This window comes from Halobacillus sp. HZG1 (assembly GCF_035818575.1).
Lineage (GTDB): Bacteria > Bacillota > Bacilli > Bacillales > Halobacillaceae > Halobacillus > Halobacillus litoralis.
This window is the reverse complement of sequence record NZ_JAYLVQ010000020.1, coordinates 23655-38892: the sequence shown is the minus strand read 5'-3', so window position 1 is coordinate 38892 and position 15238 is coordinate 23655. Positions and strand designations below refer to the sequence as shown.

The following is a 15238-nucleotide window of genomic DNA, read 5'->3' as shown; positions in this document are numbered from 1 at the left end:
AAGGATTAGAACCTTACTTATAAGTGCAGGGGTTCTAAAATCCGCCTATCAAAATCATAAGAGCTGCCCTTTTAGTGTAGGTTTCGAGAATCTATTCCATGGTAAAGGGGCGGAGGGAAACGGTGAGACTCCTATGGGACGTGTGGGACAGGTGAGACCCCGGAAGGCGTAGCCTGAGGAGGCTCACCGCCCGCCCCATGGAAAGCGAACCTTTTCCCGGAGCCCCTAGAATCACACAAACATCTCGAAACTGAGTCTTCAACTAAAGGGAGCTTATCTATAATTAAAGGGGATGTTTGGTACTCCATTGTAGGCAAGATGTTTTATGAATACAAAACATGATACTATAATATTATCTATTAAGAGTTAAGGAAGATTCGATATGTTTTTGATTATGTTTGTTATCGGTTTAATCACAGCCCTGGTCGGCAGTGTCGCAGGTCTTGGTGGAGGCGTTATTTTAGTTCCTGTTCTCCTATTTTTAAGTCATCATTTTGCTTCCTTCAATTGGGTAACCCCGCAGACAATTGTGGGAATATCTTTAGTTGTGATGATTTTTACAGGAATGTCTTCAGCCATTTCTTACATGAAACACCAACGAGTGGACAAAAAAATTGGACTGGTTTTTTTAAGTGGCAGTATTCCGGGAGGTATTTTAGGATCTTGGTTAAACCAATTTTTTGAAACGGATGGTTTTTCGCTTTTCTTCGGGATTGTGATGATTGCAGTTTCTTTGCTGTTTTTCATACCAAGAAGACCATCAGGTCATTCCTTGTTTAAAACAGGGATGTCCAGAGAAAAAACAGTGGATGGGAAAGTTTATAAGTACCGGATGCCTTTTTGGGTTGGGTTTTTCTTATCGTTTTGCGTAGGAATGTTATCTGGTTTATTAGGCATAGGTGGAGGATCTTTAATGGTCCCAGCCATGATTTTATTATTAAACATTCCTCCTCACATAGCGACAGCAACTTCTATGTTCATGATTTTTTTTGCAAGTATAACAAGTTCTGCGACACATGTGCTTTTAGGTCATGTGGAATGGAGTCATACGCTCTGGTTTATTCCAGGAGCTTATGTAGGTGGAACGCTTGGGGCATGGGTGAATCGACGACTTGATGGACAAGTGGTGGAAAGATTCCTGAGAGTGCTGCTCGTATTGATTGGCATTCGTTTAATTTGGCAAGGTTTAGGGTGAGGAGACTGATGATGAAGGAAAAATTATACTTTTACTATACAAGCGATCTGCACAGTCACTTTGAAAATTGGCCACAAATCGTCGGGTACTTTAATGAACAGAAGAGGAAACATGAAAAAAAGGGCGAAGAATGCTGGCTTTTTGATAATGGCGACCATGTTGATCGTTTCCATCCTATTGCAGAAGGTTTGATGGGAAAAGGCAATGTTGAACTGTTGAATGACGCTGGATATGATGTGGCAACGATCGGAAATAATGAGGGCATCACTTTAGCAAGTGAAGATCTTCATTCCTTATACGATCATGCGAATTTTCGTGTCGTTTGTGCCAATTTGGATTGTAAGAGCTCCTCTTCACCTGCCTGGTTAAAACCCTATCACATTCTGGAGTCCAAATATGGGACGAAAATCGGAGTATTAGGTTTGACCGCCCCGTTTCAAGCGTTTTACCGACAGCTGGGATGGGATGTGCTTTCTCCTTTTGAAATTTTGGATGGGATTATTGAAGAGTTGAGAAACCAAACGGATATCATAATCTTATTATCACACCTTGGGATAAATGAAGACGAAGAAATTGCGAGGCGTTATTCGGACATCGATATTATCATCGGCGGGCACACTCACCACCTTTTCAAGAACGGGGAGTATATTGAGGGCGCTTTGTTGACTGCAGCAGGTAAACACGGGACGCATCTCGGTGAAGTCTCTGTGGAATGGAACATCGACACTCGCCATCTGGAAAAGAAAGAGGCGTATGCTATACCAACGGAGCAGTTGAAAAAAGATGATGGAGTAACAAAGAAAGTGAAAGAGATTCGTTCTAAGGCCGTTCATGAACTGGGAACTCCCGTGGCATATCTCCGTGAACCGCTGCACATTGCATGGTTTCAGGACACCCCTCTTATGAACCGCTTAACTGAGCAATTACGCTTATGGACATCGGCGGATATAGCGATGTTAAATGCGGGGGTGCTTTTAGATCATTTATCTGCTGGAGAAATTACTTATGAAGATATTCATCGTATTTGTCCCCACCCGATGAATCCCTGCCTTGTGGAATTGAAAGGGGATGAGCTTCTGGAAGTGATTCGAGCGGCTCATACGAAAGAACTGACAGAAATAAGGCTGAAAGGCTTTGGGTTCAGGGGCGAAGTAATCGGGAAGATGGTTTTTGCGGGAATTGACATAGAAATAGCGATAGATGATGATGGAGGTGAACATGTAAAGCGTGTCACCTTTGAAGGGGAACCAATTGATTATGAGCGAACCTATCAATTTGCTACAGCGGACACATTTACATTTGGCCGGTTCTTTCCTGAAATCGCCTATGCTAAGTCAAAAAAATACTTTATGCCTGAACTATTGCGTGATCTTTTGTCTGAAGCACTTAAATCATAACACTGAGAGCTACCTTTATAGGTAGCTCTCTTACATAATGGATCGTTAGGAGCTTATTATGAGAGTCGTTGCTACAAATTCCCTAGTACCAGGTGCTGTTTTAGCTAAAACCATTTACAATGAAAATGGTCGAGCACTTCTCCAACAAGGTGTCGCTTTTACACCTAGGATGATTGACCGGTTAAGAAGCTTTGACATTACTTATGTATATATTGAAGATGGACGAACATCAGATATTATTGTTGACTCGCCTCTCGCTGAAAAGACACGAATGAAGGCCATCCATTCCATTAAGCAATCTTTTTCAAATATCCATCACTCTGTCGTATCTGAACACCGTTATGTTTTAGAGGAAACAGGCAACGAATTGCAAGAAGTTGTACGTTCTCTCATTAAAGAATTACGCAATAATGGAGAAGTCATTTCCTTGCTATCGGATGTTTTCACCCACGATGATTATATCTTCACCCATTCGTTGAATGTAACAATGTACGCGCTTGCTCTTGGAAAAGAGTTGCATCTCACTCCTCCTAAGATGGAGGCACTTGGACTTGGGGCGATTCTCCATGACGTGGGGAAAATGAATGTCCCAAGAGAGATACTCTTTAAACCAGGAAAATTGACGGTTGATGAATTCAGGCGTATTCAAACTCATACAGATGACGGGTTCAAAATCCTGCGCCAATCACCCAACATTCCTCTGCTAGCTGCTCATTGTGCTTACCAACATCATGAGAGGCTGGATGGGTCAGGGTATCCGCGTGGAATCAGGAGTGACGACATTCATCTGTTCGGAAAGATTCTGGGTATTGTGGATGTATTTGATGCTGTAACAAGTAATCGTGTATATCGCGAGGCTATGCTCCCTCATGAGGGCTTGGAAATCTTGTACTCCGGCTCTGGTTCTTTATTTGATCAACACATGGTAGAGGCGTTCAGACATTGTATTGCGGTCTATCCCAACGGAGTATCTGTTCAATTGGATGATGGACGTGAAGCGATCGTTGTAAAACAGAACCCATACTTATGTGATCGCCCGGTAATAAGGGAAATTAAAAGAGATGGAACAAGGGGGCGGGACATCGACTTGTCTAAAGAATTAAATATTATGATAGCGAATTGTCATTTGACCTCGGTAAGTTGATGCTTAAACCCTTCTTTTCTTTCATATAGATAGATGAGGAGGGTTGTTCTATGCCAAAAAAGAGTGCGACTACTGGTTCCACGATCGGAAAAAGGATTGTGCTTAGTCTGCTGTTTTTCGCCCTTTTCACAGCGTTAAGTCTATGGTTCATTAACCGAGGTGTGACACCAGCTCTCGTAGAAATTGCTGAAACAAAAGCTCAACAGCTGGCTAGGGATGCCATTAATGAAGCAGTCAGTAAAACGATTGCAGAAGATCTACAATTTAATGACCTTGTCAATATGGAAAAGGATAACCAAGGTAACATCGTTTATATGGGTTGGAACTCTGTCGTCGTCAACCGTGCACTGCGTGACACGACGATACGTGTTCAGAACTTTTTAAAGAGGATGGAGCTTGGCGAGCTTCCTATGGAGGACACTTCTCTGGAGCCAAATATTGACCCTGACCGTACACAGGAAGAGTTAGGGGAACAGCCAGCGACACTCATCGAACTCCCTATTGGGGTAGCGACAAACAATAGTTTACTTGCAAACCTCGGGCCGAAGGTTCCTGTTCAACTTAGAGTAATTGGAGACGTTCAATCTGAAGTCGATATCAAGATGACTGAGTACGGAATTAACGCTGCACTGTTTGAATTGACGATTCATTTTGAAGTAAATGTCCGTATTGTTATTCCGTTTTCTACAGAAACAACGGTGGTAACCAATAACATTCCCATTGATCAAGCTACCATTCTTGGTAAAGTTCCTAATTTTTATGGTGGTATGGGAGGAGAAGGAGATCCATCATTTTCCTATCCGATGGACCCCTTGCAATAAATGCTTGGAATTGTTAGAATTACTGAGAATTGAATATGCGTGACCTTATCAGATCGGTGAGGTAGAGGTGCAAACACCATCAGTAATCAATTGGAGCCAGACAAGCGACGATAATTGGTGGAAGGGGATGTTTGCCGAAGTGTCTTGTAGTTCGTCAAGCTATACGACGCTGGTGTATATCTGAACAAGAGATACACTGTCATGCATGCTTTTGGGTGCATGGGGCGCTACTGATCGAAATGGAGGATAATCAAATTGCCACTTACAAAGGCAATGGTAGGTTATTTTCTATCATTGTCTTTTTTTATTCCTCATTTTTATCCGCAGTAGCCTTCCAATCCCGTTACATCAAGATTTACGGAGGGGAACGATTATGGAAGGAACCATCTATTCTTTAATTCCAGCAGTATTAATGTTAATCCTTGTCCTATTGACAAGGAAAGTCATCCTATCTTTAGGAATTGGCATCATCGTAGGAGCATTCCTGATCACACAAATGGATATTGGCGGAGGATTGTCGTTAATCTGGTCAATTTTCGCAAACATCTTTGTCAGTGAAGGCGCACTGAATATGGGAAATATTTATTTGTTATCATTTCTATTCTTATTAGGAATTACGACCGCCTTCATGACAGCCTCTGGGGGAAGCAGGGCTTTTGGCCGCTGGGCTGTTGAGCGTATTCGTACGAGAAAAGGAGCGACACTCGTCCCTGCTGTGCTTGGCATCATCATTTTTATTGATGATTATTTCAATGCACTGGCCGTAGGACAAGTGGCGCGCCCTGTAACGGATCGATATAAAGTGTCACGGGCTAAATTGGCTTATTATATTGATTCCACGTCAGCTCCGATTACTGTCATATCACCGATTTCCAGTTGGGGAGCTTATATAATTGGAACAATTGGCAGTATTCTGGCTGCTAATGAAATTACGCAATACCAGGCTTTTGAAGCATTCGTGCTTATGATTCCTGCAAATTTATATGTGTTCGCGGCACTATTGCTCGTATTCCTGACGATTTACTTAAGATTGGATTTTGGTCCAATGAAAGTACACGAAAAGCGGGCCTTGGAAACGGGAGAATTGAACAATCCTGAAAAAGGGGATGTACCTGGTGATTTGAATGACGAATTCAAAGAGCATAACCATGGGAAGATCTCTCATCTAATCTGGCCGATTGTAGCACTCGTTGTCGGAACTGTGCTAACAATGATTATCACAGGAATGCGTAACACGGAAGGCAATGTGGACCTTCTCTCTATCTTTGCCAACACAAATGTGAACATCTCCTTGTTCACAGGTGGAGTTGTTTCTGTTCTGGTTGCTCTTGTGCTGTATATCAGTCAACCAAAGCCTAAATCAGGAACCCCTTTAGTGTTTGGTCAAGGCATGAAAGCAATGTTACCAGCGATTTACATCTTGGTTTTCGCCTGGATGATCGGTGATATCATCGGCCAGCTGCAAACCGGAGAATATTTAGCACAGCAGTTCACTCAAGCAGATATAAATCTTGCTTATCTGCCTTTGATTATTTTCTTACTGTCCGGTTTCATGGCATTATCTACAGGAACATCCTGGGGAACATTTGGCATTATGCTTCCAATTGCAGGGGAAATTGCAGCAGTATCCGATCCTACACTGATTCTTCCGGCACTGTCAGCAGTACTTGCGGGATCTGTGTTTGGTGACCACTGTTCACCGATATCCGATACGACGATTCTTTCCTCAACTGGGGCAGGATCGAACCACATCGCTCATGTACTCACACAGCTACCTTATGCCCTTATTGCTGCAGGAGCTGCTTCCATAGGTTATGTCATTTTAGGACTGTCCGGTGGAGTTTGGCTTCCGCTGTTGCTCACGCTAATTATAGTTACAGTTGCAGCTTTCATCATTCACAAGTTTAATCATGGTCAACCAACGGAGTAATAATAAAAAAAGTTGTTTTAATTGGAGAGCAGGGAACGGTCACCGTTTCTGCTCTCTTTTTATTTTGAGCCGATTCACTTAACCAAAGTCTCAAAAAAGACATAGTGAATATGGCTGTCGCGCCTACCCGTTGTTTGAAGATGCCTCAAAGGAATAATATGGTAGTTCATTTTGCTTAAGCCTTTTCACACACCTTCCAATTTCTGAAAATTAAAAAATTATTTTGACAAGCTGTGTGTTGCTCGTTATAATTTAAAGCAGAATAATCAGAAAAATAAAAATTGAAAAACATCTTTTAAAGATGTTTAACTCAGGGAGGTCTTTCGCATGGAAAATCGTGCACAATGGGGAACACGAGCTGGTTTCATCCTGGCAGCCGTCGGTTCAGCCATAGGTTTAGGTAACATCTGGCGTTTCCCGGCAGTAGCTTATGAAAATGGTGGTGGGGCATTTTTTATTCCTTATTTATTTGCTCTATTAACAGCGGGTATTCCGCTACTTGTTATGGAATTCACCATCGGCCATAAATTCAGAGGTTCAGCGCCACTTTCATTCTTCAGAATGAATCGTAAGACAGAATGGCTGGGCTGGTGGGCTGTACTTGTATCATTTGTTATTTCGACATATTATGCTGTCATTATTGCCTGGGCAATTTCATACAGTATCTTCGCATTCAATCTTTCATGGGGCGATGACACAGAAGGCTTTTTGTTTAGTGATTATTTGCAATTATCCGTAGATCCTGGTCAGACAGGAAGCCTTGTACCTGGTGTCCTTATTCCGCTTCTCATCGTTTGGTTGATTACACTAGGTGTCCTTTTCAAAGGAGTCAAGAAAGGGATTGAAGCAGCCAATAAAATCTTTATCCCGACATTGATTGTCCTTTTCATGATTATTGTTATCCGGGCGATTACTCTTCCGGGTGCGGCTGAAGGTCTGCAAACGTTCTTTGCTCCAGACTTTAGTGCTATTACCGATAGTTCTGTCTGGGTAGCCGCTTATGGGCAAATTTTCTTCAGTTTATCCATTGCCTTTGCCATTATGATTACGTACTCCAGCTACCTACCGAAGAAGTCGGACTTAACGAACAATGCTTTTATCGCTGGATTTGGTAACTCAAGTTTCGAATTACTTGCTGGTATCGGTGTTTTCGGGGCTTTAGGATTCATGGCTTCTCAAAGCGGTGTACCAGTGAATGAAGTAGTTAGTGGTGGAGTGGGGCTTGCGTTTGTCGTATTCCCACAAATCATAAATGAGTTTCCAGCATTGAATGGATTATTTGGTTTCTTATTCTTTGCATCATTAGTTTTAGCCGGACTATCGTCGTTAATTTCCATTTCAGAAACTTATGTAGCTGCCTTGAGTGAGAAATTTGGTATTTCAAGGAAAGCTGCTGTAGGGCTGGGTGGAGGACTTGCTGCCGTCATTTCCCTGCTTTTCGCAACGCAGGGTGGACTTTATCTCCTAGATGCGGCTGATTACTTCATTAACCAGTTCGGTGTAGCATTTGTCGGACTTGTAGAAGTCCTTGTCATAGCATGGTTCTTACGCAATCTTAATGATTTCCAGGCTCATGCTAACGGTATTTCTGATATCCATCTTGGAGGATGGTGGAAGATTTGTCTTGGTGTGATCACGCCGATCGTGCTTGGTTTTATGATGTTCGATCTATTTAAGACGAACCTTCTTAAACAATTTGATACAGCAACAGGGAACTATGAAGGGTATACAGATGGTTTCATTTTATTCGGGGGCTGGTTTGTAGCTGCGTTTGCCATTGTAGCCGGCTTCTTGATGACATTGAAACGCTGGGATTCCAAAGCCGTTGAAGAAGTTAAGAAGGAGGTAAGCTAATATGTCAGCTGGTGCAGTAACAATGATGGTTATCGGGATAGTCGTTATATGGGGTGGCCTGGCTGCCAGTATTACGAATGCCGTCAAAAAATCAAAATCATAGGAAAAGCGTCGCACAATAATGTGCGGCGCTTTTAATTTTTTTTCATCCTTTCCCACTTCCTAAGGAATGGGTAAGGATCAAAGGACCATTCATTTTTTCCATTATCTTGATACATGCCGTAATGAAGGTGGGGAGGAAACTTTCCGGATGTACCTGGAGGTCCATACCCAGAAGCCCCGACCGAACCAATCACATCACCAGGCTGTACGATGTCACCCACTTTTATATCTTCTGAGAAACTGTGTAAATGGGCGTAATAGTGGTAAATGTTATAAATATCCCGAATTCCAATCCGCCAGCCACCGAACTTGTTCCAGCCTTTCATTTCTACAACACCGTATGTTGTAGATTTAACAGGAACGCCATAGTTAGCGAAAATGTCCGTGCCTTCATGGACCCGTCTTCCTCCAAAACCCCGGGCGTCTCCCCATGTACTTCTATAACTGTAATTCGCCTGAAGGGGGAGCGGAAAGTCGCGGTTGGTAAGGTTAACGGTTTCAAATTTCTTAAATACTCTCGCTGTGTTCATAATGGTTTGTACGGTAAGGTCTCTCTTGTAATAATTCCACAAGGCAATTTTAATGTCATCCTTTGTCGTACCATAGGACTTCATGTATGTGCCTATTGAATATAAAACATCTTCATCATTTTCCAACTGAACCTTTTGATCGCCATTTCCATCTAATCCCCAACCGTCAGGGAAAAATGTTGAGGGCATTTCTCCAGCTGAACCGGTCCAAAACATCGGATCCGCTTCAATTGCAGTGACACGGCCATCTTTAGGGTCGTCGTGAACTTGTCTCTCATATTGATCGATAGCAGCCAGATACTCCCAGGGAATATCGGTGATGGCTGAGGTTTTCTTATATAATGCCATTCGCGCATCGCTCTCTTCATCTGCATGTATGAACCCGACAGAGAAAAGTACGCACATACTAAGACATACGATCATTGAACCGATGTATTTCATAAACTCACCTTCAATGTTTTGATATCTTTAGCATGAGGCAGGCATGCTTTTGTTATGAATGGAAAAATAGGGGTGAGGTCAGTTTTCCATTCCTGTTTCTTCTTCTGTATTCATATTGGGCCCAACATCCGGTTGATTAGGATTGGATTCATCGACTTTTCCTTGTGGTGACTTCTTCATTTTTTTAATAATACTGTCGATGGTATCGTTATACCCTTGATCATACACCGTGGAATTACTTAAACTCTGGATATCTCCAAAGGAAGCGGGGTTGTCAGATACATACACATGGTAGAAGCTTGGGACTAAAGAATACGCTGTCTTCTGGACCATATCCGCAGCTAACTCTCGATCTATGTCATCTGTTTTTTTGTAGGCAACGAGAACCTCATTATCCGTAACTACTGTAGCTACATCATCGAATTGATCATACCGTAGGATCATCCTGGAAATCATATCGGCCATTTCTTCACGGTTGACTTTGATTTCACGATGCTCTTCCGTATCCTGATTTAATTGATCCTTGTTAAAGCGTACATAACCGACTTGCCCATCTTTCGGACTTTCGTTATATCCATCCATGGCATTGCCATTCAATGTGTCATCATCCATCATATTTTTCGCTTGTTCTTCCTTTGTTTCCTGACATCCGGCCACCATGAGTGTAACCAGAGCTAGAAGGGTGAATACTCTCCAGATTTGTTTCAATATAGTTCCTCCTTAATGATACTGTTTATTAATATTAGATTGAGCAGTTTTGCAGGAAACATACTTTTTGCATTTGTTGTATTTCCTAAGATGTGAAAAAATGTGATACACTGAATATGGATAGAGGTGATACAAATGATTGAGCTGGCTGGGAAAACATATGATATCCTGGAGGACTATCAGGAAGGCTTTCAACAAGAAGAGGTGGAAAGTCGATTTAGTGATATCCTGAATAAATATGATTTTATCGTTGGAGATTGGGGTTATGGTCAATTACGTTTAAAAGGATTTTATGATGACCAAAATTCCAAAGCCACGTTTGATACCAAAATCAGTACGCTGGAAGATTATTTGTATGAATACTGCAATTTCGGATGTTCCTATTTTGTACTGAAAAGAATTCGTCAATAAGAAACGGCGCGCAAATGATCGCACGCCGTTTTTTTACGTTTTTAATGAGTTTCTTCAGAGGGCTTTACATTTTCGCCTGGTTCATCATGCGTAGGGTGAGCACCGTCCTCTTGACGAGGGAGATCCTGGTGTAACCCCTTGTTTTCATAGTTAAAAGCGCTGTAATAACGCTGCTCTTCTGTCCATGGTGCACTTTTATCATTCGTAACAGGCTCATATTTGTTTCTAGGTGCTCCGTAAGGCCCTTCAGGAAGTTGTTCGGGAGTCAAGTAATTACGCTGGGCTTCGACATTGGCAAAATCCGAATACTTACGTTTTTCTTTACCCATATTAAAAACCTCCTTCCTGATTATTTTTTGTCGAAGGAGGTTTTTTTATGCCCTTTCTCAAAGAAGATCAGGAAGGTAATTCCTTAATTCTTCTGCTTCCATTGCACTAAGTTGAAACATATGTTCCAGATGACCAATTTCGTTGATATTTTCATGATCAAGTAAAGCTTGTCGATTTTTTGGTAAATTGATGACCATCGTTTGGTTTTGAAAATAATCAGCCTTCATGAGTGCAAGTTCAAAGCGGTGACTACCTGCTGTAAATGAAACAAATCGAGTGCTTGTATTTTGGGTGACGTCTTCAAGAAGCGGACGTTGTGCCATGGTGTGATCATCTCCCGTTCGTTGTATTTTCTATTCCGCTGCGAAAAACTTTAGCATTAGTATGCCCGATTTCTAGGAAATAAGACAACTGAAAATCAGGAAACATGAGAATTCGTCTTTTATGGTATCATGAATGGAAAAGGTCATTTTTTGTGGGAGGTTAACCAAATGTATTTTGTGAATCGAGAGAAAATTGAAGAGATTTTATCATATATGGAAAAGATACAAGAGGAAATGACAGAACACTCTTATGAACGTTTTTCAAACCAACTTCTCTTAGAGCGAATGACTCAATTGAACATCGAAGCCATCATTGATGTTGGGAACATGATGATTGATGGTTTTATCATGAGAGACCCGGGAAGTTATGAAGACGTAATCGATATCCTTACAGATGAAAAAGTACTGCCTGAGAGTGAGCAGGAAGCTTATAAGCAGTTTATCCAGCTTAGAAAAATGATTGTACAACAATATACGAACGTCGATCATGAAAAAATCGTTAACGTGTGGCAGGAACGAAAACATTCATTACAAACCTTTCCAAGTCGTGTCCGTCGTTACTTGGATAATGAGCTTGGCCCTGTTTCTGCCTTTTCCAAAAGCTGAGGAGTGTGTTTAAAGGTATGAGTAAGAAGGAATACAAAGGCTATCTTATTGATCTTGATGGAACCATGTACAAAGGCGCTGAACGAATTGAAGGGGCATCAGAATTCGTCGAACATTTAAAATCGCAGGATCTGCCCTTTATGTATTTGACAAATAACTCTTCAAAAACCGTTGGTCAAATTGCAGAGAAACTCAATCAAATTGGAGTCCATGCTAAGCCGGAGCAAGTTTATACGAGCAGTCTGGCAACAGCGGAATATATAAGCAGCCAAAAACAAAAAGCCCGCGTATTTGCCATCGGGGAAGAAGGGTTATTCGACGCATTGCGCCAAGAAGGTTTGGAATTGGTGGAAGAAGGCGCCGACTACGTGGTGATTGGTATTGATCGGGAAATTAATTATGAGAAGCTCGCTTTGGCTTGTTTGGAAGTGAGGAATGGAGCTGCTTTCATAAGTACCAATGGAGACATTGCTATTCCTACAGAGCGTGGCCTTGTGCCAGGTAATGGAGCTTTGACATCTGTGATCTCTGTGAGTACAGGGGTGAATCCAGTGTTTGTAGGTAAACCCGAGCCATTGATTATGGCGAGGGCACTCAAAAGGTTAGGACATAGTAAAGAGGATGTATTAATGGTTGGAGACAACTACAATACCGATATCAAAGCAGGAATGACAGCTGGCATGGATACTCTGATGGTAGAAACCGGATTGAGTACTTTTGATGAAATCAAGGATAAAGAACATCAGCCCACTTACAAATGTAATGATCTTTTCCATTGGATGCAGCTGAATGCAAATGAAAAGAAATAGAAGAACGACCAGAGAATTCTCTGGTCGTTTTTTTACATCAAGTAGGGTCCGAAAAATACAGCGATGAAAAGGACATGCATTCCTATGAAATAGGTCAATTGAATGGGATTGGACCAATCTTTTGAACGTGCTCCTGCCCGTAATATTCCATAAGCAATGCCTGCAAAGCCAAGAAGGAACAAAATCGGACTGCCTGGAAAACTTAAATAATCTGGAGCTCTCGCAAGAAGCGCTTCTGAAAACATCGGGTCTCTTACCACAATGGCTGCTACCAGGTAGATGAGTATGCCTGTATATAGAACCCAGGAGCGGTCCTGGTCCAGAGCTTCGGCTTTGGAGAACATGATAAAAATCATGAATAGCAAAGGCCATAAAAACCAGAATATAGAAATGATTAGGGCGAATAATCCTGAAGAAAGCATCCCCATCGTTTTTCCTGAAGCAAGGAGTAAAGCTTCCTTTGTGATCTTGTCAGCCCGCTCGATGACTTCAGGTTTGCTTGAAGCTAATAATAAATTATGATCTTCTCCTCCATTGTCTACCCACACAACCGTTTGTTCATTAATCCTAACCGGAAAGTTAGAAAAAGACGGCGTATTGCTTAATCGTGTTACTGTTGTCGTGCTGCGATCACTGATGGTCGCCTGGTATATGTTAAATTGCGGCCCTGGCCGGAAAAGCGTTTCAGTCCAACCGTTTGCTTTAAAAAGGAGAACTGGCCCACTCTCTGTATTATGAATACTGAGGTCTGTTACTTCTTTCAGCTCATTTGCAGAGAAAGGATCTTGAAAATTCACTCTGTTCAGATTAGGCTTTTCTCCAAAAGGAGCTTCAGCATAGTAATAATGATTTTGGATTTTACCGGATTGGCTTTGTTTTTGTATCGTTGTAACAAGCAGCTGGTAACTGTTTTCTTTGGTCGTAAACTGAATATCATTGACTTGTTCGGATTGTTTGACTGAGAAGGTGATTTCACCGAGTGGGTTTATGCTGTTTTTTTCCACCTTGTAGTATTTCAGTAAATTACCTGATGAGGTCACTTCATCTGTCAGTAGATAAGTACCACTGTTTGTCTCTGCCATATGTACAGAGGCTTTCGGATTATCCAATGATATAAGCTCTTCACTAGTGGATTCAGAGACGTCCAAATTAAAAATTTTATCCTCACTTCTGTAAAATACACTGTTTTCAAGAGGGAAGAAGGCTTGAATGTCAGAGAGCTTATCCCCTGTCTCCTGATCATACATACTGTAATAATCAGCGTAAATTACCTTGTTTTCACCTATGTAGAATTGCGTAAATTTATCGACAGGAATATCATAAGAATTTTGTTCCTGTATTTCATATTGCTCATTGTAAATGTTTTGTTGGATACCATCTTCGGTAAGAAAGGAAACGGAGGGTTTTCCTTCGTAAAGGCCTACATTGGGGGTCCGTAAAACAGGCGTGGTCCCAATATCAAGGGCGCGGCTCCAATTCTCATCCGGAGGCTCTGTGACTTTTTGATAATTATGAGAAAACAGCAAGCTTACAGCGACCAGAACAATGATCGTAGGAAGCAGCCAAATTAACTTTCCTCTCCAACTTTTCATCTATTGTATCCCCTTCCTTTTTCTGTCTCTTCTTGTAGTACGTAGTTAAGATTATAAAGGTTTCAGAAAAATAAAAATACGATATGAAAAATAGTCTGAAAAATCATAGCAAATTATTATTTATGGACCTTAGTAAGCTTTATGGAGGAGTGTGTAAGAATTAATATAGAGACTTTTGTGCTTCATTTCCTGGGGGGCGTCAGGGGTGTCTGGGAAGTTAATCGCTTTCCTGCGGGGATGACGGCAAGTTTCCTCAGCTATCGTCCCGTGGGGGCTTGCGGCCAGTTCATTCCCGCGGGAGCCCCACAGCCCTACGCTTCTACAATCGGGAGTTTTATTGAAGAAGAAGGAGGAAAATAAAAAGCAGCTCAATGAGAAGGTACGGATACATCGTACACTTCATTGAACTACTTTAACCTTGAATTATTCATCTTGATTAAACTTCATTGTCTCCAGCGATGGTGTGCGCGAGTCTGCTGGATGCTGCGGCTGCAATGGCCCCGACAATGTCGTCTAAGAATGTGTGGCATTCACCTGAGGATTTATCATTCAGTTTTTGTAGGATTCCTGGTTTCTGCTTATCGATATAACCATAATTGGTAAAACCGATGGATCCATAAACGTTTACGATGGAAAAGGCAATGATTTCATCAATTCCATAAAGACTTTCGTCTACCTCAATGGTCGATTGTAACGGCTCTTCAAGCATTTTCTTTTCTGCCAGACGATCCATTTGAATCCCGGTAATGACTGCATTCTGTACTTCCCGCTTTGTCAGGACTTTATTTACATTGAAGCGACAGTCGTCCATGGATAATTCATCGTGATATTTGGATTGTAAGTAATAGACAAGATCAGCAATGTCATCAACGGTGACCCCTCTTTCCACCAGCCAATCTCTTGCGGTTTTTTCAAGAGTGGATACTTTTCTTTCTTCTGCCATAGTGAAAAACCTCCCTGCTCATCATGACTTGCACTGTACCATACCCGCGTTTATTATTGCACAAACGAGTGGTGTTATGTTCATTATATCAAAACTTCTTCC

16 protein-coding genes and 1 riboswitch are annotated in these 15238 nt (G+C 41.7%); of the genes, 10 read left to right on the top strand and 6 right to left on the bottom strand.

Annotated elements, in window-relative coordinates:
- The first annotated feature begins 382 nt into the window (after nt 1-382).
- From VKA52_RS02075 to VKA52_RS02045, 7 genes are all read left to right on the top strand, one after another.
- Nucleotides 383-1195: a sulfite exporter TauE/SafE family protein gene (locus VKA52_RS02075; protein ID WP_326313998.1), complete on the top strand. Its 813-nt coding sequence runs from the start codon at nt 383-385 to the stop codon at nt 1193-1195.
- A gap of 11 nt (nt 1196-1206) precedes the next feature.
- Nucleotides 1207-2592: a bifunctional metallophosphatase/5'-nucleotidase gene (locus VKA52_RS02070; RefSeq protein ID WP_326313996.1), complete on the top strand. Its 1386-nt coding sequence runs from the start codon at nt 1207-1209 to the stop codon at nt 2590-2592.
- 58 nt (nt 2593-2650) lie between these two features.
- Nucleotides 2651-3736, top strand: a complete 1086-nt coding sequence (locus VKA52_RS02065; protein ID WP_326313994.1) for an HD-GYP domain-containing protein — start codon at nt 2651-2653, stop codon at nt 3734-3736.
- 50 nt (nt 3737-3786) lie between these two features.
- Nucleotides 3787-4557, top strand: a complete 771-nt coding sequence (yunB, locus tag VKA52_RS02060) for a sporulation protein YunB (RefSeq protein WP_146816690.1) — start codon at nt 3787-3789, stop codon at nt 4555-4557.
- A 54-nt stretch (nt 4558-4611) separates the two neighbouring features.
- Nucleotides 4612-4795, top strand: a riboswitch (Lysine riboswitch).
- 135 nt (nt 4796-4930) lie between these two features.
- Nucleotides 4931-6487, top strand: coding sequence for a Na+/H+ antiporter NhaC family protein (locus tag VKA52_RS02055; RefSeq protein WP_326313993.1), 1557 nt, complete (start codon nt 4931-4933; stop codon nt 6485-6487).
- Nucleotides 6488-6814: 327 nt separating this feature from the next.
- Nucleotides 6815-8341: a sodium-dependent transporter gene (locus tag VKA52_RS02050; RefSeq protein ID WP_160911685.1), complete on the top strand. Its 1527-nt coding sequence runs from the start codon at nt 6815-6817 to the stop codon at nt 8339-8341.
- Nucleotide 8342: 1 nt separating this feature from the next.
- Nucleotides 8343-8444 (top strand): methionine/alanine import family NSS transporter small subunit, encoded by a 102-nt coding sequence (locus VKA52_RS02045; protein ID WP_160911687.1) that lies wholly within the window; start codon nt 8343-8345, stop codon nt 8442-8444.
- Between the two features lie 31 nt (nt 8445-8475).
- Here VKA52_RS02045 and VKA52_RS02040 read toward each other — a convergent pair whose 3' ends face one another.
- Together VKA52_RS02040 and VKA52_RS02035 are read right to left on the bottom strand one after the other, a co-directional pair.
- Entirely contained in the window at nt 8476-9414 is a 939-nt protein-coding gene (locus VKA52_RS02040; protein WP_442788814.1) for a M23 family metallopeptidase, read from the bottom strand.
- 78 nt (nt 9415-9492) lie between these two features.
- The gene (locus VKA52_RS02035) at nt 9493-10122 is read right to left on the bottom strand and encodes a YhcN/YlaJ family sporulation lipoprotein (protein ID WP_237417414.1); all 630 of its coding nucleotides are present in this window, start codon (nt 10120-10122) and stop codon (nt 9493-9495) included.
- A gap of 135 nt (nt 10123-10257) precedes the next feature.
- Between VKA52_RS02035 and VKA52_RS02030 the strand changes: the two genes are divergently transcribed.
- A complete protein-coding gene (locus VKA52_RS02030) occupies nt 10258-10533 on the top strand; it encodes a YutD family protein (RefSeq protein ID WP_160911690.1) in 276 nt (91 codons plus the stop codon).
- Between the two features lie 41 nt (nt 10534-10574).
- Here the strand turns inward: VKA52_RS02030 and VKA52_RS02025 are convergent, their stop codons facing one another.
- Nucleotides 10575-10862 (bottom strand): cytosolic protein, encoded by a 288-nt coding sequence (locus VKA52_RS02025; RefSeq protein ID WP_160911692.1) that lies wholly within the window; start codon nt 10860-10862, stop codon nt 10575-10577.
- Nucleotides 10863-10919: 57 nt separating this feature from the next.
- Nucleotides 10920-11186: a DUF3055 domain-containing protein gene (locus VKA52_RS02020; protein WP_160911694.1), complete on the bottom strand. Its 267-nt coding sequence runs from the start codon at nt 11184-11186 to the stop codon at nt 10920-10922.
- Nucleotides 11187-11354: 168 nt separating this feature from the next.
- Here VKA52_RS02020 and hepT point away from each other — a divergent pair, with 168 nt between their 5' ends.
- Nucleotides 11355-11792, top strand: a complete 438-nt coding sequence (gene hepT, locus VKA52_RS02015; protein ID WP_160911696.1) for a type VII toxin-antitoxin system HepT family RNase toxin — start codon at nt 11355-11357, stop codon at nt 11790-11792.
- A gap of 17 nt (nt 11793-11809) precedes the next feature.
- Nucleotides 11810-12601, top strand: a complete 792-nt coding sequence (locus VKA52_RS02010) for a TIGR01457 family HAD-type hydrolase (protein WP_326313990.1) — start codon at nt 11810-11812, stop codon at nt 12599-12601.
- A gap of 32 nt (nt 12602-12633) precedes the next feature.
- Here VKA52_RS02010 and VKA52_RS02005 read toward each other — a convergent pair whose 3' ends face one another.
- Nucleotides 12634-14193: a hypothetical protein gene (locus tag VKA52_RS02005; protein ID WP_326313989.1), complete on the bottom strand. Its 1560-nt coding sequence runs from the start codon at nt 14191-14193 to the stop codon at nt 12634-12636.
- Nucleotides 14194-14629: 436 nt separating this feature from the next.
- The gene (locus VKA52_RS02000; RefSeq protein ID WP_160911702.1) at nt 14630-15136 is read right to left on the bottom strand and encodes a phosphatidylglycerophosphatase A family protein; all 507 of its coding nucleotides are present in this window, start codon (nt 15134-15136) and stop codon (nt 14630-14632) included.
- Nucleotides 15137-15238: the final 102 nt, after the last annotated feature.

Bases quoted from the DNA above. Each gene is read 5' to 3' on its own strand.
- VKA52_RS02070 (WP_326313996.1), top strand. From the start codon at position 1,207: ATGAAGGAAAAATTATACTTTTACTATACAAGCGATCTGCACAGTCAC.
- VKA52_RS02045 (WP_160911687.1), top strand. From the start codon at position 8,343: ATGTCAGCTGGTGCAGTAACAATGATGGTTATCGGGATAGTCGTTATA.
- VKA52_RS02065 (WP_326313994.1), top strand. From the start codon at position 2,651: ATGAGAGTCGTTGCTACAAATTCCCTAGTACCAGGTGCTGTTTTAGCT.
- VKA52_RS02050 (WP_160911685.1), top strand. From the start codon at position 6,815: ATGGAAAATCGTGCACAATGGGGAACACGAGCTGGTTTCATCCTGGCA.
- VKA52_RS02020 (WP_160911694.1), bottom strand. From the start codon at position 11,186: ATGGCACAACGTCCGCTTCTTGAAGACGTCACCCAAAATACAAGCACT.
- VKA52_RS02075 (WP_326313998.1), top strand. From the start codon at position 383: ATGTTTTTGATTATGTTTGTTATCGGTTTAATCACAGCCCTGGTCGGC.
- yunB (WP_146816690.1), top strand. From the start codon at position 3,787: ATGCCAAAAAAGAGTGCGACTACTGGTTCCACGATCGGAAAAAGGATT.
- VKA52_RS02030 (WP_160911690.1), top strand. From the start codon at position 10,258: ATGATTGAGCTGGCTGGGAAAACATATGATATCCTGGAGGACTATCAG.
- VKA52_RS02005 (WP_326313989.1), bottom strand. From the start codon at position 14,193: ATGAAAAGTTGGAGAGGAAAGTTAATTTGGCTGCTTCCTACGATCATT.
- VKA52_RS02010 (WP_326313990.1), top strand. From the start codon at position 11,810: ATGAGTAAGAAGGAATACAAAGGCTATCTTATTGATCTTGATGGAACC.
- VKA52_RS02025 (WP_160911692.1), bottom strand. From the start codon at position 10,862: ATGGGTAAAGAAAAACGTAAGTATTCGGATTTTGCCAATGTCGAAGCC.
- hepT (WP_160911696.1), top strand. From the start codon at position 11,355: ATGTATTTTGTGAATCGAGAGAAAATTGAAGAGATTTTATCATATATG.
- VKA52_RS02055 (WP_326313993.1), top strand. From the start codon at position 4,931: ATGGAAGGAACCATCTATTCTTTAATTCCAGCAGTATTAATGTTAATC.
- VKA52_RS02040 (WP_442788814.1), bottom strand. From the start codon at position 9,414: ATGAAATACATCGGTTCAATGATCGTATGTCTTAGTATGTGCGTACTT.
- VKA52_RS02000 (WP_160911702.1), bottom strand. From the start codon at position 15,136: ATGGCAGAAGAAAGAAAAGTATCCACTCTTGAAAAAACCGCAAGAGAT.